Raw genomic sequence first — 20,756 nt, 5'->3', positions numbered from 1 at the left:
TCTATCCTCGCTTCTCTAGTAAAAAACGTTTTTGATAAAATTTATGGGCAAATTCCGTAATTGTTCGCGTTTGCTGGTAGTTCATCCCCGCCCCAAAAGCAATGCCAAAGAGCGGAATACCCTGAACGATTTTTTTGCGCAATAGCATAATTGCCATCCCTTTTATCCCTTGCTTTAAAGGATACGACATCCAGGAAAGATCGGCTACCGTATCATCCCCCTCATAAAAGAGAGGGTCGCGTTCTCTTTGAATTTCTTCCAGCAATTGCCGCCAGCTTTCTGCCTGATATCGTTTCGGCTGAGTCGCTGCGTGAAACACTTTTAATGACATCATCATTTCTGACGGGCGGTCAATATCATAGCCATAGTTCATCGCAATATATTGCACCGAACGAACTTGAATCGTTATAAGAGCGGGAATGTCGACGCCTAGAAAAAGCAGTCCTCCCGTTCCCGACAGTCCTCCTTGCGCCAATGAGAGAAGACGGTTTCTTGCGATTTGTTGTTCTGCGATAAAGGCAAGCTGGTCAACTGTACATCGTTTCATATCTTCAATCGTTTCTATATCTTCCCGGAACGTGCGCGCCCCTGTCAGCAGCCGCTGGCGCAAATCCATTTGTTGTCTTGAGTTTTGAATGAAAGAATGGATATGAAATAACGATGTATCAATCGCTTGATTTAATTTTTCGATTACTCCAGGATTCATTCTTTCTAATTGTCCGTTAATCCATCGTTCATATGTCATTTCAAAATCTGTCGGTTCATATGTAAAATAGCGCGCTTCCCAATTCTCTATGTCTTGCCAAACTTTTTCTTCTCGCGGTGTCCAGCTCATAACATTCCTCCAAGTACAACCGTTTTGTTTCTATTATACCTTTTTATATGCATAAAAAAAATGAAAGCGGTATATTCCGCTCCCATTTTTAACTTTCTTTTGATAGCCGCACCGTGTCTCTTGCGATCATAACTTCCTCGTTCGTTGGGATGACAAGGACTTTTACAGGCGAATGAGGGTAGTTCAAAAATGCCTCTTTGCCGCGTACTTTGTTAAGGCTAGGGTCCCAGTAAACTCCCATAAATTCCAGGCCGCGAAGAACTCGCGCGCGGACTACATCACTGTTTTCGCCAATTCCTGCCGTAAAAATAATCGCATCAATGCCAGCCATCCGTGCCGCATACGACCCAATATATTTATGGATTCTTGATGCAAATAGTTCTAGCGCTAATTCGGCACGCTCATTACCTTCGGATGCCTTATCTTCAATATCGCGCAAGTCTGAAGAGAATCCTGATATACCGAGCATTCCGCTTCGTTTATTTAAAACATCAATTACTTCCTCAGCAGATTGCCCTGTTTTCTCCATAATATATGGAATTAAGGCTGGATCAATATTTCCGGAACGAGTTCCCATCATTACCCCTGCAAGAGGCGTGAATCCCATAGATGTATCAATCGATTTGCCGCCTTCAATCGCGGCAATACTTGCTCCATTGCCAAGGTGGCAAGAAATAAGCCGCAAATGTTCAATTGGACGGCCCAGAAGTTCAGCCGCACGTTCTGAAACATATTTATGAGAAGTGCCGTGGAACCCATATTTTCGAATGCCGTACTTTTCATAATACTCATAAGGCAAACTATATAAAAACGATTGTTCCGGCATCGTTTGGTGAAATGCCGTATCGAATACAGCTACAGCCGGGACGTTAGGAAGGATGGTTTTAAATGCTTTGATCCCCGTCACGTTGGCCGGATTATGAAGCGGCGCTAAATCGGATAAATCTTCTATTTCCTTTATTACTTCATCAGTAATGAGAACTGAATCGCTAAATCGTTCTCCACCATGGACGACCCGATGGCCGAGTCCTTCAATCTCATCATAAGATGAAATAATATGATGTTTAAGTAATTTATCCAGGAGCATTTGAACCGCAATAGAATGATCTTTAATTGTGGTGATTTCTTTTATTTTTTCTCCATTTACTTCTATCGTAAAAATGGAATCTTGCAGTCCAATTCTCTCAACAATGCCCTTTGTCAATACTTTTTCTTCAGGCATTTCAAGCAATTGAAATTTTAATGAGGAACTTCCTGCATTAATTGCCATTATTTTAGACATACTTGACACTCCTAACATTAGAAAAAGAAGTACTTACTAAAGAGCAAGTGCTTCTTTTTCGCTAAAATCTTAACTTCATACTTATACCATCATTTTTCGAGACTTTAAAGCATTTTAACAGATTTGTAATAATTAAATGTTTGTATTAAGAGTTTCTCCAATCATTTTGAAACCATTCATCCATCTGCTTCATCACACCTCTAAGTGCGTCTTTTTTTGAAAATGACGGGAGTTCTACGAGCAGCGCTTGTTTTGGTTTTTTTGTTTTAGGGCCGTTTTTCTGCAACAATAAAATACTTTTTGCCTGGCTTTCTTGTTTAAACAGACTTAAAGGAAGCTGCACAACTCCTAAAATCACCGCATTTTCTTTTAGAAATGCTTGCAGAAGAGGCGCCTGTTCGCTTGTAAATAGAGAATTAGGAATTAATAAAACCCCAAAACCGGATTCTTTCAAATAGTTAATACTTTGTTCAATCAACAGATGGTGGGCAAACGTATGCCCTTTCTCCGAATGAACGGCAAAACTTTTCGCGACATCATCATCAGGATAATAGCCGACCGGCAAATCCGACACAACGAGATCAACCGGATCCACATACAATGGCCTTATGCTATCTTGATGGTAAAATTCGACGTAATGCTTTTGCAAATTGCAAATGACCGATGCTAACCGAAGTAATGTATCATCAATTTCCACACCATAGCTTTGTTGCTTTTTCATTGGCAGCTGATTTAAAACCGTTGTAAGCAAGTTCCCCGATCCGACAGCCGGATCAAGCACGGTTAGTTCGCTTCTTTCTTCTACAAGCTTACCGGCGAGATAACTTGCAAAGATTCCGACTGAATCCGGTGTCATCGCGTGATGTGGCTGAATCGCTTCTTTCATTCCTTTTAAAACGGCTAGTTGAAAAGCCTTCCTGATTTCTTCTCTGGACAGTTGATCGAGTTGAACCGAATGATATTTTTGCTCCACATATTGTTTAACAAGGGGAGATAGCCGCTCAGATATTTCGTTACATACAAGATTTTCCCCGCTTTCGGCAAGCGCATCTAAATAGGTAAGATCTAAGTCGTTTTTTATTTTTTCTGTCGTCTTGTCAAGGACTGTAAAGAGCTGTTCCACTTTCGAAAATGAATTCATACTTTTTTCCTCCGCTCATAACATTACGGATCCATTGTATCAAATAAAAATGCCCCGGAGAAGAAATCCGGGGCATTTTCTTATTTTGCCTGTTTAGCCGCTTCAATCGCCGCTTCGTAATCCGGGTGGTTTGTCACTTCATCGACATATTCTACGTATGTTACCGTATCTGAACTGTCAATGACAAATACCGCCCGTGCAAGAAGACGTAATTCTTCAATCGCAACACCATATGCCCTGCCAAACGAAAGGTCACGATGGTCGGAAAGAGTTTGCACATTTTCAACGCCTGCTGCACCACACCAGCGTTTTTGCGCAAATGGAAGATCAACGGAAATCGTTAACACCTTGACATTATCAAGCCTGGCAGCTTCCTCGTTAAACCGTCTAGTTTGTGCATCACAAACACCCGTATCAAGGGAAGGAACGACAGAAATAATACGGACAGTTCCCTTTGTGTCAGCTAACGTCACTTCTGAAAGATCATTGGCAAGCACTTTGAAATCCGGCGCCTTATCCCCTACCTTAACCTGGCTTCCTAACAATGTAACTGGTTTTTCTTTAAACGTTACTCCCATGTAAAAGCCTCCCTTTAAGATATATGTACATGTTCATCATATCTCTATTTTAGCGGATCTTGCAACTTAAACGCACATAAAAAAGTTAACTGCGAAAAGCAGTTAACTAAAAATCAACATTATCCTTCTTCATAAAGGTCGTAGTGTTTTGATTTCCTTTATTGTTATTCTTTGAGCCCATCATCTGTTGGATTTTTTCGACAACACTTGGAGCGAGATCCAATAAACGTTCATAAAGATGTGTACTGTTGTCTAAATGAATCGTTTTGATGCCATTGTTGCTTACAATGAGGAATGCGATTGGCGTAATGGATACGCCTCCGCCGCTACCGCCGCCAAAAGGAAGTTCTTCTCCTTGTCCTTGATGGCTTTGATCGCCATGATTGGAAGAGTGTTGCTGTTGATTTTGGAATTCACTTCCGCCTGCCGCAAATCCAAAGCCTACTTTTGAAACGGTTAAAATGACACTTCCGTCGGGCGTTTCAACAGGATCACCAACAATAGTATTGACATCAATCATTTCTTTTAAATTTTCCATCGCTGTTTTCATTAACCCTTGAATTGGATGTTCGGACATGTTATGTACCTCCTGTCATGTATTTTGAGTTACTTGAACGTATAGGAGCTCCACTTGCTCTCCAATGTTTTAACAATTGAATCATAACGACAATAGCTTGCCCGATTCTAAAGGAAATCATACAAGACATTCTTGTTTGGACGGTCGTGCCTTGAAAAAGGGGATGAACAGAAAGATTGGGTCTTCCCTTTACCTTTACAAGTCGGTAAAGCATTCCGAGTGCATTCCCTTTCACTCCCCACATCGCTCCAGCTGCAATAGCCGTACTGGCAGCATCGCCTAACCCTATCCGGCTATGCCATTCAATATTTTTCACAGTGACCTTTTGTAAAAATCGTTTTATAATCGTATAAAATCCGGCAATATGTGTGAGAAATCGTTTAAATTGTTCTATTCCATCAATAATCTCCGCAATCGTAATTTTCTTTTTATTCTCGGCAATTGTTTTTTGGCCGGCATGTTTCTCTTGTTTCAATACAACCGCCTTATCTTTTGGATCGAATTTTATAATAGGAATTTCTTGCGTATAGGAAAGAATTCCCCATAATCTTAATTTTATACGGAGATGATCGTTGTTTTTTTCTCGTGAAAAATAAACTTGAACGGTTAATTTTGAAAATAACAAAACAAAGAAAAAAACAATGATGGCACTAATTATAATGAATAGGACGTTCATACAAAATCTTCCTTTCATACCCATTATGAACGTCATTGAAAAGAAATAAACATCAATCTAAAAGCGCGAAGTTCAATTTGCGAAAGGGGGCGTATAGCCGCTTCCTGGTGCAAAAAGGAGGGGTCATTTTTCAAAAGAAAAATGACCCTTTTCTAGTAATGTAAGCTTTTTTATTTTTTCTATTCATTCGCTGCCACATCTTTATGGACAACATATGTATCCGCAAAATAATCATGAAATCCTTGCTTTCGTTTTGAAAAAGCGGCGAAGATATATCCGATAAAAAGGAACTTGCTGATCATTTTTCCGATCACTTCACGAAAAAATACCGTTCCCCATGTAAGTGGCTCACCTGTCGTACTTAACACTTTGATATTCATAATCATTTTCCCAAGCGTTTGGCCCGTCAGTTTTGTCATAATGACATAATAGAGATAAAGAACAATGGTTGTAACAAGCCCTTCCACTGAAAAAATATCGTACGGCCCAAACGTAATGTTTTCCACTTTAAAAAATGGCGCCAATACGAATCGATTTAAACTTGCTACCACAATCAAGTCAATGAGAAATGCCCAAAACCTCATCCAAAAACCGGCATATTTTAATGGGAGAAAAATCGTATACCCGTCTTTTGGCTCTTCATCTAACGTGATTTTATTCATCTTATCACCTCTATTCCGTATACAAATATTTAATCGTCGGAGCCTGTGGTTTGCTTAACAGTTCCTTGATACCAAGCAAATCTTTATTTGGCGAAATCATTTTCTGCATTCCCATTGAAAGTAAGGAATTCAATCCAATAGACTGTTCATAGCTTACAACCCTGGCATCTCTTTTGCCTGTTGCCTTTTTCATCGCTTGAAGACAATCGTCAAACGATCCAATCTCATCTACGAGATGCAATTTTTTCGCTTGAAGACCATCATAAATCCTACCATCGGCGATTTTCCTTACTTCTTCTTCCGGTATATGTCTTCCTTTTGAAATGACATGGACAAATTGATCATAAGCATTGTTAACCATGCTTTGCATGATGTCTTTCTCTTTCTTCGTCATCTCCCGTGCAGGAGACATGATATCTTTATATGGGCCGCTTTTAATGGTATTCCATTTGACGCCAAACTTTTTCGCCAGTTCACCGTAATTCATTGATTGAATGATGACACCGAGCGAGCCGGTCATTGTCGCAGGACTGGCGAAAATTTTAGTTGCCGGCGTCGATATGTAATATCCTCCAGATGCTGCCATACTGCCCATAGAAACATAGATTGGCTTTTTATATTTCTTTTTCACTTCTTCGATTTTCGAATGAATTTCTTCACTTTCGACGACACCGCCGCCCGGTGAGTTGACCCGTAAAATGATTCCCGCAACATCATGATCACTTCCGGCATTTTTCAACATTTTTAGAAATTCGCGGTGATTGTATTCAGAACTTTGCAGGAGGCCTGATACTTCGCCCGTATCTTGAATGACACCGGAAATGTCCAGTACTACGATTTTTTTATCCGCATTTCCTTTTTCCATTACTTTTTCTTCAAATTCATCTTCAGGCATTACTACATTTTCCCAATTATTGAACGTCCCTGTTGTAATGGATACAGCTATTTTAAAAAGAATCGAAGTGAAAAATAAGGCCGCTGCGATCAATAATGCTACCCAACGTTTTGTGCTCATGAAATCCTCCTTTAGCCCCCTCATTATATTCCCTCCAAAGTTTAACATATAACCCAATTTTCATACTACAAAAATAAAAAAACGAATGTGTTAAACATTCGTTTTTTTATAAACTATTGTGTTGTCTACAATCGTATATAATACGTTTGCTTCTAAAAGGTCATCCGGGCTAATGGTTAATAAATCACGGTCAAAAACGGTAAAGTCCGCTTCATACCCCGAAGCAATCATTCCGCGTTTGCTTTCTTTGTTGATCGCATAGGCACTTCCAGTCGTATACAGCCCGATCGCTTCATACGGTGTTAATTTTTGTTCCTTTACGTATCCTTCATGCGATTCGTACGGTTTTCTTCTAGTAATGGCCGCATGTATCCCGAACAGCGGATTAACAGGCTCAATCGGTGCATCCGATCCTCCTGCACAATGCAAGCCGTTTTCTAGCATCGTTTTAAAAGGGTAGGCCCATTTCACCCGTTCTTCGCCTAACCTCTCAATTAACCATGGAAAATCAGAGGCAACAAACCCTGGCTGTATATCAATGATAATATGAAGCTTTTTTAACTGCCCGATAAGATCTTCGCGAACAAGCCCGGCATGAATAATTCGATCACGGGCATCCGTTGTCGGTGGGCAGGAGGTAATCGCTTCAATCGTATATTGAAGAGAAAGATCACCAATTGTGTGAACGGCAACCGCCATTTTATGTTCCCTGGCTTTTTGAACAAGCTTTTTTAATTGCCCGGGCGTATGTATCGCGACACCTGACGTTTCCGGCAAATCATTATATGGTTTACTTAAAAGTGCCGTACGACCTCCAAAAGCCCCATCCGAAAAAATTTTCATGGCGCCAAATTCAAGATAATGGCTGCAAACGCCTTTATTGGACCCCTTATATTGATCTGCAACTTCATGATGAACGAGAAGATGGGCTTTAAACTTTCGCGCTCTGCCATCAATGCATGATTTATATGCCGAAACTGTTCGTTCAAACCCTCCATAATAATTTAAATCTTCCGTATGTCCCCCTACTAATCCAACAGAAAGAAGATCATCGACCGACGTTGTTATTGCTCGTTTTAAATACGAATCACTTACAGGCGGAATCACTTTTTTCACAAGCTCCGCCGCGCTATCGAGCAACAGACCTGTTGCTTCTCCTTTTTCATCCCGAACGATAATACCTCCTGGCGGATCCGGTGTCTTTGCTGTAATCCCTGCGAGTTCAAGCGCTTTCGTGTTTGCTAAAAATGCGTGCCGGCATACTCTCGATAAAAACATCGGACGGTTTGGCGCTATTTCATCTAATTCCAGGCGATGAAAGATTTTGCGATCGGGAAAATTATTTTCGTTCCATCCGTCTCCAATTACCCACTCTTCTAATCCCGTATGGCTAACCGTTTCCTCTAAATATTCGACCATTTCGGCTGCGGAAGTTGCTTTCGATAAATCAAGACGAATCAGCTTTTCCCCGTGTCCGATTAAATGAAGGTGGCTGTCGACAAAGCCGGGAAACATGACTCCTCCTTTTAAATCAACCACTTCTTCGATCTCATCTTGATAGTTCGAAACTAGATCCTTTTCGGAGCCAATATCTATAATTCCAGAGTGATCTGCATAGACGGCTCCAACCGTATCCCCTTCGTTTTTCATCGTATAAATCGTTCCGCCTTTATATAGCGTACCCATTTCTACTCTCTCCTTCCTGCTTTACATCACATAGATAAAGACAGGCTTTATACCTGTCTTTACGTTTAACTGGATTGCAATTCCTTTTGCCTCAATTCCACCCTTCTTATTTTTCCTGAAGTTGTTTTCGGGAGCTCCTTCACAAACTCTATTTTTCTCGGGTATTTATAAGGTGCTGTTAATTCTTTCACATGGTTCTGTAAATCCTTAATTAACCGTTCCTGGTCATCCGGTATCGCGCCTTTTAAAACGACAAATGCTTTGACGACATGCCCTCTAATTTCATCAGGGCTTGCAACAACGGCGCATTCTTTTACGGCAGGATGTTTAACAAGGGCGTCCTCAACTTCAAATGGACCGATCGTATAGCCTGAGCTAATGATAATGTCATCGCCACGTCCTTCAAACCAAAAATAGCCGTCTTTATCTTTTTTAGCTTTATCCCCCGTTAAATAATAATCTCCACGGAATGCCATTTTTGTCCGTTCATTATCTTTATAATAGTTTTTAAAAAGTGCTGGAGAGCTTTTATGGACGGCAATATCACCGACTTCGCCAACGCCTGCCGGCTCTCCTTCTTCATTCACGATTTCAACCATATTCCCTGGTGTTGGTTTCCCCATCGAGCCGGGCCTTATTTCCATTCCCTCCATGGTTCCAACTAAAAGGGTATTTTCCGTTTGGCCATAACCGTCTCTTACAAGAATGTTAAAATGCTGTTTAAACGTATCAATGACTTCTCGATTAAGCGGCTCACCCGCTGAAACGGCGCTTCGTAAATGTGGGAGCTTGTATTCTGAAAGGTTGTCCACTTTCGCCATTAATCGGTATTCCGTAGGCGTACAGCATAAAACATTAATTTCTTGTTCTTCTAAAAGTGACAAGTACGCATTCGGATCAAATTTTCCCGCGTAAACAAAACCGGTCGCCCCGCACCCAAGCACGGAGACGAACGGGCTCCAAATCCATTTTTGCCAGCCTGGCCCGGCAGTAGCCCACACTTTATCGCCTTCTTTAATATTTAACCAGCTTTTTGCAGCCGTCCGTAAATGAGCATATGCCCATCCATGTGTATGTACAACTCCTTTTGGCTGCCCTGTCGTACCCGAAGTATATGATAAAAATGCCATATCATCCTTATTCGTTAACACACGTTCAAATAAAGCGCTTTCACTTTGGATGAGTTCATCAAGGGAGATCCATTTCTCCTTCGTTCCCCCAACGATTAACTTAAATTGCAACGTTGGCACAGCTTCTTTTATTTGGTCGATGCTCGAGGTAAAGGCAGCGTCCACAATAACTGCTTTTGCCTCGCTATGGTTAATTCGATAGCTTAAGTCCTTCGGCCTGAGCATTTCCGAACTTGGGATCACAACTAAGCCCGCTTTTAAGCAAGCAAGATAAACGTAATACGTTTCAATTTTTCGCGGCATAAGTACAAGAACTTTTTCGCCTTTCTTTAATCCGATTTTCGTCAAGGCATTTGCCGTTTTGTTGCATGCGTCGAAAAGTTCTCGATAGGTAAGTTCTTTTGTAACTCCCTTTTCATTTTTCCAGACAAGAGCTTTTGCCGTAGGATTTTCAGCAAACTTCTCCATCTCTTCTGTCGCATTATACATGTTCGGTGCTTGTAAATTCAGCAGCTGAGCCATAATTGTTCCTCCTTTTACAGATGGTCTATGATCTATTATAAACTAATTTTTGAAAATTTTTAATAGTCAGCTTTAAAAAGAGATAAATAAAAGAGCGGTGATTCACCGCTCTTTAAGCCATATTATTTATTTTGAACGCCGCCGATTTGTTGTTGAGCTAATGCAACAAGACGTTTTGTAATTTCACCGCCAACAGATCCATTTGAACGAGATGTGTTATCAGCGCTTAACTGAACACCAAATTCAGAAGCAATTTCGTTTTTCATTTGATCAATCACTCGTTCGACACCAGGAACTAATAATTGATTAGAATTTCTATCTGCCATGATTGTTTCACCCCCTCTGTACTTATAGATTGCTTCCATTAGAGCGAAGTCATCCGTGGTAAAATTAAGCCGAAGTGGAAACTCCCACTTCGGCTTTTTGACCTTTAAAAAAGGTCATTGAATGCTTGATCTTGTTCTTTCTTAGCTTCATCAAAATAAAGGACTTCGATATTTTCAATGGCTTCGTCAATAAGCTCATCGATATCCTCAATTAACTGTTCATAGTAGTTGGCCCGATCCCGCTTTGGTTTTGTTTTTGGCGCTGACGGCAAAAAGATTGTGCAGCAATCTTCGTAAGGCCTGATCGAAATATCGTACGTCCCGATATTTCTTGCAATTTCCATAATTTCAATTTTATCCATTGTAATTAAAGGGCGAATAATAGGGACATTCGTTACTTCATTTATTGTGTACATGCTATGGATCGTTTGACTGGCGACCTGTCCAAGATTTTCGCCATTGGCAATGGCCAATGCATTTTGTTTGATGGCAAGACGTTCTGAAATTCTAAGCATCATTCGACGCATAATGGTCATCGAGTAACTCGCTGGAACTTTGTCTTTAATTGTTTTTTGAATGGCGGTAAATGGAACGATATGAAGCTTCATTCTGCCTCCAAAACGAGTCAGCTCTTGCATTAAATCAACAACTTTTTGTTTTGCCCGTTCACTTGTAAATGGCGGGCTATGGAAGTGAATGGCCTCAATCCGAACGCCGCGCCTCATCGTTAAATAACCCGCAACAGGACTATCGATTCCGCCCGAAAGCATAAGCATTGCTTTGCCTCCAACACCTACCGGCAAGCCCCCCGGGCCAGGAAACGTAAGGCAGCTAATGTACGTGCCGTCATCTTTGACCTCTACTTTCACTTCTACATCAGGATGGTGGACATCCACTGTAATGTTGTCCGTATGACTTAAAATATAGCCGCCGATATGATGGTTCAATTCCTGGGAATTAATCGGAAACGATTTATAGCTGCGTTTTGCTGATACTTTAAAAGTTTTTGGATTGGACTCAAGCTCTTCAAATGCTTTTAATGCCGCTTTTTTAATCGCTTCGATTTCATTTTCCGCTTTAAGGGCAAGGCTTAAGGCATGAATTCCGAATACTTCTTGAAGTTTTTCAATAATTGGCTTATATTCTTCTCCGTTTAACTCCACTAAAATCCGGTCACGGGTTTTCGTCACAGTGACTTTTGGAAAAGGCTTTAGTTTCCTTTTCACTGTATCTTTTAACTGCATTTCAAAGCATTTCCTGTTTTTTCCTTTCAAAGCGAGTTCGCCGTAACGAACGACAATATGATCATAATTCATCGTTTTTACCTCATCACTTCTTGTAATTTCGAAATTGATTCTTTAAGTAGCTCTATAAAACGTTCCGCTTCTTCCATCGTATTTTGATAAGCCAAGCTGATTCTTATTGCATTTGTTGCGCGGGTTTCATTAAAGCCCATTGCCACTAGCACGCGGCTAGCTCCCCCTTGCTTTGAGGAGCAGGCAGATCTAGTCGAAACAAATACATTATTTTCTTCAAGGCTGTGAATGAGTACTTCAGGCTTCATATTCTCAACAGAAAAATTGACAATGTGAGGAGCCGAATGCGTTTCAGGGGTGTTGACCAATACCCCTGGAATATGTGACAACTCGTTTATTAAAAACCGTTTAATTTGCTCCATTTTTTTTACTCCGGGCTTCATTTGATCGAATGACATACGCAACGCCTTAACGGTAGCAACGATGCCAGCCACATTTTCCGTTCCGGCCCGCAATTTTCCTTCTTGCGAACCGCCAGTAAATAACGGAGAAAGTGTCACTCCTTCCCTTACGTATAAAATGCCGGTTCCTTTCAGCCCATGAAATTTATGGCCGGACATTGTGCATAAATCAATGTGAGCTTCTTTAAGGGAAAGAGGAACTTTAGTAATTCCCTGGACATTGTCGACATGAAAAAAGGCTTTTGGATACTTCCGGATAATATTTCCCGCTTCCAAAATGGGCTGAATCGTACCCACTTCATTATTTACATGCATGATGGACACAAGGATCGTATCTTTTCTCATGCTTTTTTCCAACTTTTCAAGAGAAATGCGGCCCTTTTCATCGACAGGTAAATAGGTGACATCAAATCCGATTGATTCTAAATATTTAAATGACTCAAATGTAGCTGCATGCTCTGTCATTGTCGTAATTAAATGCTTCCCTCTCTCGCTATGTTTTAACGCAATGCCCTTTATCGCGAGATTATTCCCTTCCGTTCCTCCCGAAGTAAAAATAATTTCCGACGGTTTCACATGCAAAAGCGAGGCTGTCATTTTCCTTGCTTGATGGATAAGACGTTCAGTCTCCCCCCCTTTACAATGAATAGAAGACGGATTGGCAAAATAATTTTCAGAAACGGTGACATATGTATCAAGAACTTCTTTAAATGGTTTCGTCGTTGCACTATTATCAAAGTAAATCATCACTACACCTCGAATGGCAGTCTACAATACTCAATCATATCATAATGGCTAATTACCTGAAAGAAAATAATCCTCCAGTTGTAGCGTTCAACTGGAGGATTGATTATATTCCTTGCTTCAACTTAATATTTAATTCTTTTGTAATGCCGGGCTGAACACTTTCAACAGCACTTGCTGCAATTTCGAGTGCCTCTTCATAGCGGTAATTTCGGAAAGCAATTTCCGCTTCGATCAATCGGATCGATACGGTTTGATTTGAGCTTCTATAACGATTTCCATACTGAATCAGTTTTTCAGCCAGCAAGGCATTTTCAATTATTTCTTTCGTTTCGTCATAACCTTCTTCAACAGCCTCCAGCGCTTTTTCAAGAACATGCGTTACTTTTCCCATATCTAATGGTTTTTCGTCAAGCTGTTTCGATACTTCATGAATATAGCCTTCCGCTTTACTTAACGTATTCAAATAGTGATCAGGCAACCCTGGCAAATTGCTCTCTTGCACCATTCTTCTCGCTTTATGTAATTTAGCGCGAAGCTCTTTTAGCTTCTCTTTTGCATGCAATTCATCTTTACGAAGGTTAATAAGAATTTCCTTATATTCTACGTTTGATTTTTTTAGACTTTCAAGTTGGACGGCCAGCTCCTCCATCATTTCACGAATGACGGAAAACGAATCCTTTTTGTCTTCAATGGATTGTTCTATAATCATAAAACGTTTTTGCAATTTACTATACATTTTTTCCAATCGTTTTTGCATTTCAAGATCGGATTCATCAATTTGATAGCTAAGCGATACCATTTCCGTTTCTTCTCTTAGCATGCCTAAATCTTTTCGAATATCGGCTAAGGAAGCAGCCAATAATTCTTTTTCATTGAGCACATACTTTTTGGAAACAACCTCGTTTTCAAGCATGTCATATAATTGATCGATTTCACTATTTAAAGCGTCAATTCCTTGCTGGGCTTCATCCGTCTGCAATTGATAGACGCTGTCCAACAATGTTTTTATTTTTTCCTGCATCGCTTCAATTTCTTTTTCAATAACAATGTGGTTTAACACATATCCCTGTTCTTCCATTTCTTCAAAACCGTCACGCAAATCCTTCAGATTGGCGGGGAGGTCTGAGAGCAGCATAACGAGCAACTCAGGAATGACTTCCATTTTTTCACGAACCGCTTTCAACCTTTCCATCCCACTCACTAAAATATGACGGGCTTCTAAATGATTACCTTGCTCTGTTTGTTGATCAAATTCAGTAAAGGTTTCATAAATCTCGTTAAATTCTTTTTCAAAGAGATCCGTTGTTTTTCCTAATGAACGTATATGTTTTAGAAAATACTTTTTCGCCTCATTGTATTGTTCTTTTGCCTCAACGATTTCACCGCGATTTAACTCTTCGCTCGTAATGAATTCATCGATCTCCTCTGCAATCGTCTTGATTCGGTTTTCAATCCGATCGAGTTCATCTGAGACCTTTTTTAATATCCCTTTTGCTTTAGTAAAACGATAGCGGTCTACAGTATCATCTGCATCTAATAAAAGTTCCTCGACATTCGGAAGAGAAACCGTGACAATTTCATCCCATTCGTTCCGCCACGCTTCGAACTTTTCTTCGGTTTCACCAACCATGCTTAATCCTTTTACTTTTGAAATTTCTTCGGTCAGCGGACGGTTCATTATTTCAATTTTCCAAGTTTCCAATTCGTCAATCTCGTTATAAATTCGTTTTCTGAGCACCGATCCAACTACAATAAGTACAAACAAAATACAAATACAGCTTATTATGATGGCATATGTCATAGGAAGCACCCCTTCTTCCTTTCTTTCTATCGCGATCTATGTAAAAAAAATTTGAATTTATGATACAATTTTAAACGTATCGTTAAATAATCAGCATCTAACCACTAAAACTTAATGTATTTATGATAACATGTAAACACGAATTTTGACTAAAAAAAATGCAAAATTAAATAAGATTTTACCATAAAGAAGTAACTAACCATTTTCTTTGGCAAGAGAGGAGTATTTAAATGATTGTTTATGATGGCCATATTCATACAGCATACTGTCCTCACGGCTCCGATGACACGCTTGAATCTTACGTCGAGGCAGCCTTGAAATCAGGCTATAAAGGAATGACATTTACTGAACATGCGCCGCTGCCTAAAGGGTTTACGGATCCTTCTCCGGAAAAAGACAGCGCCATGTCCTATTCAGATTTATCTTCCTACTTGAACGACATCAAACAGCTTAAGCAATATTATAAAAAAAGCATTACTATTAATATCGGCTTAGAAGTCGATTTTATTGAGGGCTATGAAGCGGAAACGAAACAATTTTTAAATGAAGTAGGACCGGAGCTTGATGATGCCATTTTATCCGTTCATTTTCTGCAACATTCAGGAAACTTCACCTGTATTGATTTTAATGAAGAAGTGTTTGGCGAACTTGTTCACTTATTTGGTTCCGTCGAGAACGTTTACGAGCATTACTATAAAACTGTTCTTCTCTCAATTGAAACGGATCTAGGAAAATATAAGCCGAAACGGGTCGGCCACTTAACGTTAGTGAAAAAATTCCAGCGTGTTTTCCCCTGTGAAAATGCGTTTGAACCTGAAATCTTAACTATTCTTGATATGGTTAAGGAGAAAAACATGGCGCTTGATTATAATGGAGCTGGCGTTATAAAACCAAACTGCAAGGAACCTTATCCTCCTGATTGGGTCATAAATGAAGCGCACAAACGAAAAATCCCTCTCGTTTATGGGTCAGATGCCCATACCACTAAGGGATTAGGTCAAGGATTTGAGCGGCTTTTGTATAAAGAATCATTAACTGCTCCATTTACTATGCACAGTCGCTAATAATGGAGTTTGGACAGTAGATAGAAAAGGCGTTTTTTTTGACGGAATGCAAACAAACTGCTCGACCCATTTGCGCATCGTTTTTCGGTACTTATCAATAAAATAGGTTTCATGCGGCGTGCTGTAATATACTTCCGAGATATAGAGCGGATGTAAAAACGGCATAATAAGAAGATCCCTTAATTGCATAGTTAATAGCATAACGGGTTGTTTTTGAAATTCTTTCGTTTTTATGCCCTTTTCAAAGATGCTGTCATAGATAAATTTTTCTTTTGCTAAGTAGGTGGTCATCACTTCCCGAACGAGAGTCGAATCCAGCGTCATTTCACGATGGGCAAACCGGGATAAAAGTGGTTGCTTTTGTTGATACGTAAGAACATTATCAATCATTTCAAGCAGCATTTTTTTAACCGATAGCCCCTCATACGTATGATAAATAATTTCAATTTCACGCAAGTATCCTTCATAAAAGGACGTAATTAATTCTTCCAAAAGGCCATTTTTTCCGCCAAAATAATAGGAGACAAGGGATACATTTACCCCAGCCTTTTTGGCAATATCGCGAACCGCTGTACCCTGGTAACCTTTTGTTGTAAATAGCTCAATGGCCGCCTCTTCAATTTTTTTCTTCGTTTCGGAAGATTCGATTTTCATATTTCGCACCGCCTTTTTGTCTGCTTCAAGTAAAAGACTTCTTCTTCTCTTTGTCTTTTCCTTTAATAATCGCTCGACAAATAGGTCTTTATTCCTAGTTCTTTCTACAAATTTTGCTTATCATTATATTTTAAATTGACAGTTAAGGGGAGATTTCAATGTTTACAGTCGAAAAGTATAGTCAAAATAAAGATGAGGCGTATTTATTCCTAATTAAGCAGCTTCATTCACTTCTTGAAGGGGAGCGGAACGTGACCGCAAATTTAGCAAATGCCTCTTCCTTGTTGAATCAATTTTTGGAAAATACAAATTGGGTAGGCTTTTATTTATATGAAGATGCAGTGGATGAACTTGTCCTTGGACCATTTCAGGGCCTTCCTGCATGTGTCAGGATCCCACTAGGCAAAGGTGTGTGCGGTTCAGCCGCCAGAGACCAAAAAACGTACGTAGTGGCTGATGTCCATCAATTTCCGGGACATATTGCATGTGATAGCGCCTCCCGCTCTGAAATTGTTGTCCCAATCATTAAAGAAGGAAAATTAATCGGTGTTCTCGATATTGACAGTCCGATAACGAACCGCTTTGATGAAAAAGACAAACAATATTTAGAGCAGTTTGTCGCCGAACTTATTTCATATCTTTAAGAGCAGCAAAAGCGTTGCAGATAAAGCCGCAACGCTTTTGCTCATTGTTTAACCGAAATTAATATCTTATTTAAAGCCTTCTCGAGATCTTCCCAAATATCTTTCCAGGATTCCAGGCCAACGGACAGCCTTAAAAGATTTGGGCCAATTCCCATCTTCGCCCGTTCTTCTTCCGGAACAACTGAATGGGTCATCGTTGCCGGATGCTGGATTAACGTTTCAGCATCTCCAAGACTGACGGCGATTTTTATTAAATGCAAAGAATCCATCAATTTTTGGGCAGTATCTTTTCCGCCTTTCACTTCAAAACTAATCATTCCTCCAGCTTTTTTCATTTGCTTTTTGCCGATTGTGTATTGTTCAAAATCCGAATCATTTGGATAATAGATCCGTTCAACTGCCGGGTGAACTTTTAATAATTGTGCGATTTTGTCCGCATTTTCGCAATGCCGGTCCATCCGTATCGGCAATGTTTTTAATCCGCGGAGAAGGAGCCATGCATCAAAGGGCGACATAATTCCGCCGATATCTTTTTGGGTCGTCCTCGCGATCATTTTCATTTGTTCTTCTTTTCCGACAACGAGGCCGCCAATCACATCCCCATGGCCGCACAAATATTTCGTCGCGCTATGAACGACGATATCACACCCAAAGTCAAGCGGACGTTGAATATATGGCGAACAGAAAGTATTGTCAACGACAACCGGAATATTTTTTTCCTTTGCAACCGTTGCCACCATTTCTAAATCCACGAGCTTCATCGTCGGATTAATCGGTGATTCAATATAGATTAATGTTGTATTTGGCTTGATCGCAGAACGAATCGAAACTGCTGAATCCATTGAAATAAAGTCATGGTCAATTTGAAACCGTTCTTTCATCAAGTTTAATAATCCGAATGTACAACCGTAAACCCCTTCCGAGCATAAAATATGTTCCCCTGTTTTTGTCATGCCTAATAAAACAGCTGAAACTGCTGCCATCCCCGAGCCGAAGGCCAGCCCTTTTTCTCCGTTTTCCAAAGTGGCGATCCGTTCTTCAAGAATGCTTACTGTTGGATTTGCCAATCTCGAATAGACATACCCTTCCATTTCGCCGCTAAAGCGTTTCTCGCCTGTAGAAGCATTTTCAAACACGAATGTTGATGATTGATAAAGAGGCGGCGCAAGACTCCCTTTATGCCTCAGACTATCAAATCCACCGTGAATCACTTCTGTTTCAAATTCCTTCGACTTCATATTCTCATCCGACTCCTTTCTCGCCTTTAATGTAAGCGCTTACTATTTACATTTATTACTTCTCGATTCCTTTCACAATTCCTGCTACCATTATATTCATGTCGATCTCCCACCGTGTTCTTCATTTACCGGCTTGACTTTCATGAATAAAAAACATATACTGTACTTTGTGTAAAATAAGGCAGCACTGTAACCGTCATAAGTTCTTATTTTGTTCCTTTATAAAATAAAGGTATACCGCGTAGCTCTATGGCTGCTAGAGTGAAGGTGTATAAATGCAAAATAATCTTATGAAAAGGTTAGAGTCACTTATGTTTACAAACTAAAACAAAGTGAAAAGGAGGAGTCATTCATGGCTCGATATACTGGTCCTACGTGGAAACTTTCACGTCGTCTGGGCATTTCTTTAAGTGGTACAGGTAAGGAATTACAAAAGCGTCCTTACGCTCCAGGACAACATGGTCCTAATCAACGCAAAAAATTATCCGAATACGGTTTGCAATTACAAGAGAAGCAAAAGCTTCGCCACATGTATGGTGTAAACGAGCGCCAATTCCGCCGCATTTTCAACGATGCTGGTAAAATGCCTGGAATTCATGGTGAAAACTTCATGATTCTTCTTGAAACTCGTTTAGATAACCTTGTATACCGTCTTGGCTTAGCCCGCACACGCCGTGCTGCTCGCCAATTAGTCAACCACGGCCATATCACTGTTAACGGAAAACGCGTTGATATCGCATCTTACCGCGTAGCACCTGGATCAGTGATTGGTGTTCGCGAAAAGTCACGTAATCTTGAAGTGATCAAAGAAGCTGTTGAAGCAAATAACTTTGTTCCTGAATACTTGACTTTTGATGAAAACAAATTAGAAGGTACTTTCACTCGTTTACCAGAACGTTCTGAATTGCCTGCTGAAATCACTGAACAGCTTATCGTTGAATTCTATTCCCGTTAAGCAAACAGCCCGAAACGGTTTTCCGTTTCGGGCTTCTTTACGAGCAAAAATCCGTTCCATATAATGGAACGGATTTTTGCTAATATTTGATTAAGAAATATTTTTTCTTCCCGCGGCGGATAATGACAAACCGATCTTCAATGCGGTCCTCGGCACCTATCGCTTTATTCAGATCCTGGCACCTCTCACCATTGATATAAATCGCTCCATTTGAAATATCTTCACGCGCTTGGCGTTTTGATGGCGATACTTTGCTTGCTACGAGCAAATCGACAAGCCCGATTTCTTCTTTTGTCTCCATTGTAAATGAAGGGACATCTTTAAAGCCTTGCTCAATTTCAGCCGCTGTTAAATCGGACAGTTGGCCGCTAAACAACGCTTCTGTAATTTTCAATGCCTGTTTCAGCGCTTCTTCCCCGTGCACTAGCTTTGTTACTTCTTCCGCTAACATTTTTTGCGCGGCGCGGTTTTCCGGTTCGGATTTCACCTTTTCTTCCAATTCGGAGATTTTTTCATCACTTAAGAATGTAAAGTATTTCAAAAATTTGACGACATCGCGATCATCTGTGTTAATCCAGAATTGATAAAACTCATAAGGCGTTGTCTTCTCGGCATCAAGCCAGATCGTGCCGCCTTCTGTTTTTCCAAATTTTGTCCCATCGCTTTTTGTAACAAGCGGAATCGTCAGCCCAAACGCTTTTTCTTCTTCTCCCGTTTTACGGATTAATTCCATACCCGCTGTAATGTTACCCCATTGGTCGCTGCCGCCAATTTGAAGCTTGCAGCCCTTTTGCTGATACAATTGGAGGAAATCATATGATTGCAGAATCATGTAAGAAAACTCTGTAAATGAAATTCCCGCTTCCAAACGCGATTCAACTGATTCTTTCGCAAGCATGTAGTTTAACGGAAAGTTTTTGCCAATATCGCGCAAGAAAGAAATGACGTTTAGCTTTCCAATCCAATCATAGTTGTTTGCAATGACTGCCGGATTGTCTTTCGCTTCAAAATCGAGAAAACGAGAAAGCTGGTCTTTAATTCGGTCACTCCATTGTTCGACAACATGTTGTTCATTTAACGTGCGTTCACTTTTCTTTCCGCTCGGGTCACCGATTAATCCTGTCCCCCCGCCGACTAGCGCGATTGGCTGGTGCCCGGCCTGCTGCATGCGGCGCATCGTCGTAATAACCAACAAATGGCCGATATGCAGGCTGTCCGCCGTTGGATCAAAACCGCAATAAAATGTAACTTTCCCTTCGTTTAGCTGTTTCTCAAGCCCTTCACGATCCGTTATCTGGTTAATTAAGCCTCTTGATTCTAATTCTTGTAAAATACTCATTCATCCATTCTCCTTCCACTCGTATAAAAAATAAAAAACGCCCCTTCCGTTAAGAAGGGACGTGATTGATTCCGCGGTACCACCCTAATTGAAGGCATGATTCGCCTTCCGCTCAAAAGAATAACGGTCTTAGCCGTTCTTTGCTACTAAAGAGACTGTTTTTGAAG

20 protein-coding genes and 1 other annotated feature (1 of these 21 running past the window's edge) are annotated in these 20,756 nt (G+C 40.4%); of the genes, 3 read left to right on the top strand and 17 right to left on the bottom strand.

The features are described 5' to 3' along the window. Position 1: 1 nt before the first annotated feature. The 14 genes from WD019_RS04020 to ezrA form a co-directional block, all read right to left on the bottom strand. Positions 2-835: an EcsC family protein gene (locus WD019_RS04020; protein ID WP_425710728.1), complete on the bottom strand. Its 834-nt coding sequence runs from the start codon at positions 833-835 to the stop codon at positions 2-4. 88 nt (positions 836-923) lie between these two features. Then, positions 924-2,117 carry an acetate kinase gene (locus tag WD019_RS04015; RefSeq protein ID WP_026676590.1) on the bottom strand — a complete coding sequence of 398 codons (1,194 nt, stop codon included), beginning with the start codon at positions 2,115-2,117 and terminating at the stop codon, positions 924-926. 145 nt (positions 2,118-2,262) lie between these two features. Then, a complete protein-coding gene (locus WD019_RS04010) occupies positions 2,263-3,258 on the bottom strand; it encodes a class I SAM-dependent methyltransferase (RefSeq protein ID WP_026676591.1) in 996 nt (331 codons plus the stop codon). An 80-nt stretch (positions 3,259-3,338) separates the two neighbouring features. Further along, positions 3,339-3,836, bottom strand: a complete 498-nt coding sequence (gene tpx / locus WD019_RS04005; RefSeq protein WP_026676592.1) for a thiol peroxidase — start codon at positions 3,834-3,836, stop codon at positions 3,339-3,341. A gap of 106 nt (positions 3,837-3,942) precedes the next feature. Beyond that, positions 3,943-4,413 carry a GerW family sporulation protein gene (gene ytfJ / locus WD019_RS04000; RefSeq protein WP_026676593.1) on the bottom strand — a complete coding sequence of 157 codons (471 nt, stop codon included), beginning with the start codon at positions 4,411-4,413 and terminating at the stop codon, positions 3,943-3,945. Position 4,414: 1 nt separating this feature from the next. Beyond that, on the bottom strand, positions 4,415-5,089 hold the full coding sequence (locus tag WD019_RS03995) for a DUF2953 domain-containing protein (RefSeq protein ID WP_026676594.1): 675 nt from the start codon (positions 5,087-5,089) through the stop codon (positions 4,415-4,417). Between the two features lie 179 nt (positions 5,090-5,268). Further along, complete coding sequence (locus WD019_RS03990; protein ID WP_035350054.1) at positions 5,269-5,751, bottom strand: RDD family protein; 483 nt, start codon at positions 5,749-5,751, stop codon at positions 5,269-5,271. A gap of 10 nt (positions 5,752-5,761) precedes the next feature. Then, positions 5,762-6,766 carry a signal peptide peptidase SppA gene (gene sppA / locus WD019_RS03985; protein WP_425710727.1) on the bottom strand — a complete coding sequence of 335 codons (1,005 nt, stop codon included), beginning with the start codon at positions 6,764-6,766 and terminating at the stop codon, positions 5,762-5,764. A gap of 90 nt (positions 6,767-6,856) precedes the next feature. Further along, the gene (locus tag WD019_RS03980; RefSeq protein WP_425710726.1) at positions 6,857-8,452 is read right to left on the bottom strand and encodes an amidohydrolase; all 1,596 of its coding nucleotides are present in this window, start codon (positions 8,450-8,452) and stop codon (positions 6,857-6,859) included. A gap of 65 nt (positions 8,453-8,517) precedes the next feature. Beyond that, complete coding sequence (gene mbcS, locus WD019_RS03975) at positions 8,518-10,104, bottom strand: acyl-CoA synthetase MbcS (protein ID WP_425710725.1); 1,587 nt, start codon at positions 10,102-10,104, stop codon at positions 8,518-8,520. Positions 10,105-10,226: 122 nt separating this feature from the next. Further along, the gene (locus tag WD019_RS03970; protein ID WP_425710724.1) at positions 10,227-10,430 is read right to left on the bottom strand and encodes a small, acid-soluble spore protein, alpha/beta type; all 204 of its coding nucleotides are present in this window, start codon (positions 10,428-10,430) and stop codon (positions 10,227-10,229) included. A 104-nt stretch (positions 10,431-10,534) separates the two neighbouring features. Next, positions 10,535-11,746, bottom strand: a complete 1,212-nt coding sequence (gene thiI, locus WD019_RS03965) for a tRNA uracil 4-sulfurtransferase ThiI (protein ID WP_425710723.1) — start codon at positions 11,744-11,746, stop codon at positions 10,535-10,537. A gap of 5 nt (positions 11,747-11,751) precedes the next feature. Beyond that, complete coding sequence (locus WD019_RS03960) at positions 11,752-12,894, bottom strand: cysteine desulfurase family protein (RefSeq protein ID WP_425710722.1); 1,143 nt, start codon at positions 12,892-12,894, stop codon at positions 11,752-11,754. 103 nt (positions 12,895-12,997) lie between these two features. Then, positions 12,998-14,695 carry a septation ring formation regulator EzrA gene (ezrA, locus tag WD019_RS03955; RefSeq protein ID WP_026676601.1) on the bottom strand — a complete coding sequence of 566 codons (1,698 nt, stop codon included), beginning with the start codon at positions 14,693-14,695 and terminating at the stop codon, positions 12,998-13,000. A 230-nt stretch (positions 14,696-14,925) separates the two neighbouring features. Between ezrA and hisJ the strand changes: the two genes are divergently transcribed. Beyond that, positions 14,926-15,759, top strand: coding sequence for a histidinol-phosphatase HisJ (hisJ, locus tag WD019_RS03950; RefSeq protein ID WP_425710721.1), 834 nt, complete (start codon positions 14,926-14,928; stop codon positions 15,757-15,759). Here the strand turns inward: hisJ and refZ are convergent. Further along, a complete protein-coding gene (refZ, locus tag WD019_RS03945; RefSeq protein ID WP_081412573.1) occupies positions 15,727-16,413 on the bottom strand; it encodes a forespore capture DNA-binding protein RefZ in 687 nt (228 codons plus the stop codon). The two genes, hisJ and refZ, sit on opposite strands and share 33 nt — an antisense overlap. 158 nt (positions 16,414-16,571) lie before the next feature. On the opposite strand from refZ, the gene WD019_RS03940 reads away from it, so the two are divergent. Then, on the top strand, positions 16,572-17,057 hold the full coding sequence (locus WD019_RS03940; RefSeq protein ID WP_425710720.1) for a GAF domain-containing protein: 486 nt from the start codon (positions 16,572-16,574) through the stop codon (positions 17,055-17,057). Positions 17,058-17,098: 41 nt separating this feature from the next. On the opposite strand, the gene megL is transcribed toward WD019_RS03940, so the two are convergent. Further along, positions 17,099-18,295 (bottom strand): methionine gamma-lyase, encoded by a 1,197-nt coding sequence (gene megL, locus WD019_RS03935; protein WP_425710719.1) that lies wholly within the window; start codon positions 18,293-18,295, stop codon positions 17,099-17,101. Between the two features lie 352 nt (positions 18,296-18,647). On the opposite strand from megL, the gene rpsD reads away from it, so the two are divergent. Next, positions 18,648-19,250 carry a 30S ribosomal protein S4 gene (rpsD, locus tag WD019_RS03930; RefSeq protein ID WP_026676605.1) on the top strand — a complete coding sequence of 201 codons (603 nt, stop codon included), beginning with the start codon at positions 18,648-18,650 and terminating at the stop codon, positions 19,248-19,250. A 79-nt stretch (positions 19,251-19,329) separates the two neighbouring features. Here rpsD and tyrS read toward each other — a convergent pair whose 3' ends face one another. Beyond that, on the bottom strand, positions 19,330-20,589 hold the full coding sequence (tyrS, locus tag WD019_RS03925; RefSeq protein ID WP_425710718.1) for a tyrosine--tRNA ligase: 1,260 nt from the start codon (positions 20,587-20,589) through the stop codon (positions 19,330-19,332). Positions 20,590-20,641: 52 nt separating this feature from the next. Continuing rightward, positions 20,642-20,756 (bottom strand) — a binding site (T-box leader) (it continues 127 nt past the right edge of the window).

This window comes from Fictibacillus sp. Mic-4 (assembly GCF_049843615.1).
GTDB classification, from domain to species: Bacteria; Bacillota; Bacilli; order Bacillales; family Fictibacillaceae; genus Fictibacillus_A; species Fictibacillus_A gelatini.
Note: the sequence above shows the minus strand (reverse complement) of the source record. Positions and strands in the feature narration are given on the sequence as shown.

Excerpts from the sequence above, each read along its gene's own strand:
- WD019_RS04020 (WP_425710728.1), bottom strand. The coding sequence starts at position 835 with ATGAGCTGGACACCGCGAGAAGAAAAAGTTTGGCAAGACATAGAGAAT.
- WD019_RS04015 (WP_026676590.1), bottom strand. The coding sequence starts at position 2,117 with ATGTCTAAAATAATGGCAATTAATGCAGGAAGTTCCTCATTAAAATTT.
- WD019_RS04010 (WP_026676591.1), bottom strand. The coding sequence starts at position 3,258 with ATGAATTCATTTTCGAAAGTGGAACAGCTCTTTACAGTCCTTGACAAG.
- tpx (WP_026676592.1), bottom strand. The coding sequence starts at position 3,836 with ATGGGAGTAACGTTTAAAGAAAAACCAGTTACATTGTTAGGAAGCCAG.
- ytfJ (WP_026676593.1), bottom strand. The coding sequence starts at position 4,413 with ATGTCCGAACATCCAATTCAAGGGTTAATGAAAACAGCGATGGAAAAT.
- WD019_RS03995 (WP_026676594.1), bottom strand. The coding sequence starts at position 5,089 with ATGAACGTCCTATTCATTATAATTAGTGCCATCATTGTTTTTTTCTTT.
- WD019_RS03990 (WP_035350054.1), bottom strand. The coding sequence starts at position 5,751 with ATGAATAAAATCACGTTAGATGAAGAGCCAAAAGACGGGTATACGATT.
- sppA (WP_425710727.1), bottom strand. The coding sequence starts at position 6,766 with ATGAGCACAAAACGTTGGGTAGCATTATTGATCGCAGCGGCCTTATTT.
- WD019_RS03980 (WP_425710726.1), bottom strand. The coding sequence starts at position 8,452 with ATGGGTACGCTATATAAAGGCGGAACGATTTATACGATGAAAAACGAA.
- mbcS (WP_425710725.1), bottom strand. The coding sequence starts at position 10,104 with ATGGCTCAGCTGCTGAATTTACAAGCACCGAACATGTATAATGCGACA.
- WD019_RS03970 (WP_425710724.1), bottom strand. The coding sequence starts at position 10,430 with ATGGCAGATAGAAATTCTAATCAATTATTAGTTCCTGGTGTCGAACGA.
- thiI (WP_425710723.1), bottom strand. The coding sequence starts at position 11,746 with ATGAATTATGATCATATTGTCGTTCGTTACGGCGAACTCGCTTTGAAA.
- WD019_RS03960 (WP_425710722.1), bottom strand. The coding sequence starts at position 12,894 with ATGATTTACTTTGATAATAGTGCAACGACGAAACCATTTAAAGAAGTT.
- ezrA (WP_026676601.1), bottom strand. The coding sequence starts at position 14,695 with ATGACATATGCCATCATAATAAGCTGTATTTGTATTTTGTTTGTACTT.
- hisJ (WP_425710721.1), top strand. The coding sequence starts at position 14,926 with ATGATTGTTTATGATGGCCATATTCATACAGCATACTGTCCTCACGGC.
- refZ (WP_081412573.1), bottom strand. The coding sequence starts at position 16,413 with ATGAAAATCGAATCTTCCGAAACGAAGAAAAAAATTGAAGAGGCGGCC.
- WD019_RS03940 (WP_425710720.1), top strand. The coding sequence starts at position 16,572 with ATGTTTACAGTCGAAAAGTATAGTCAAAATAAAGATGAGGCGTATTTA.
- megL (WP_425710719.1), bottom strand. The coding sequence starts at position 18,295 with ATGAAGTCGAAGGAATTTGAAACAGAAGTGATTCACGGTGGATTTGAT.
- rpsD (WP_026676605.1), top strand. The coding sequence starts at position 18,648 with ATGGCTCGATATACTGGTCCTACGTGGAAACTTTCACGTCGTCTGGGC.
- tyrS (WP_425710718.1), bottom strand. The coding sequence starts at position 20,589 with ATGAGTATTTTACAAGAATTAGAATCAAGAGGCTTAATTAACCAGATA.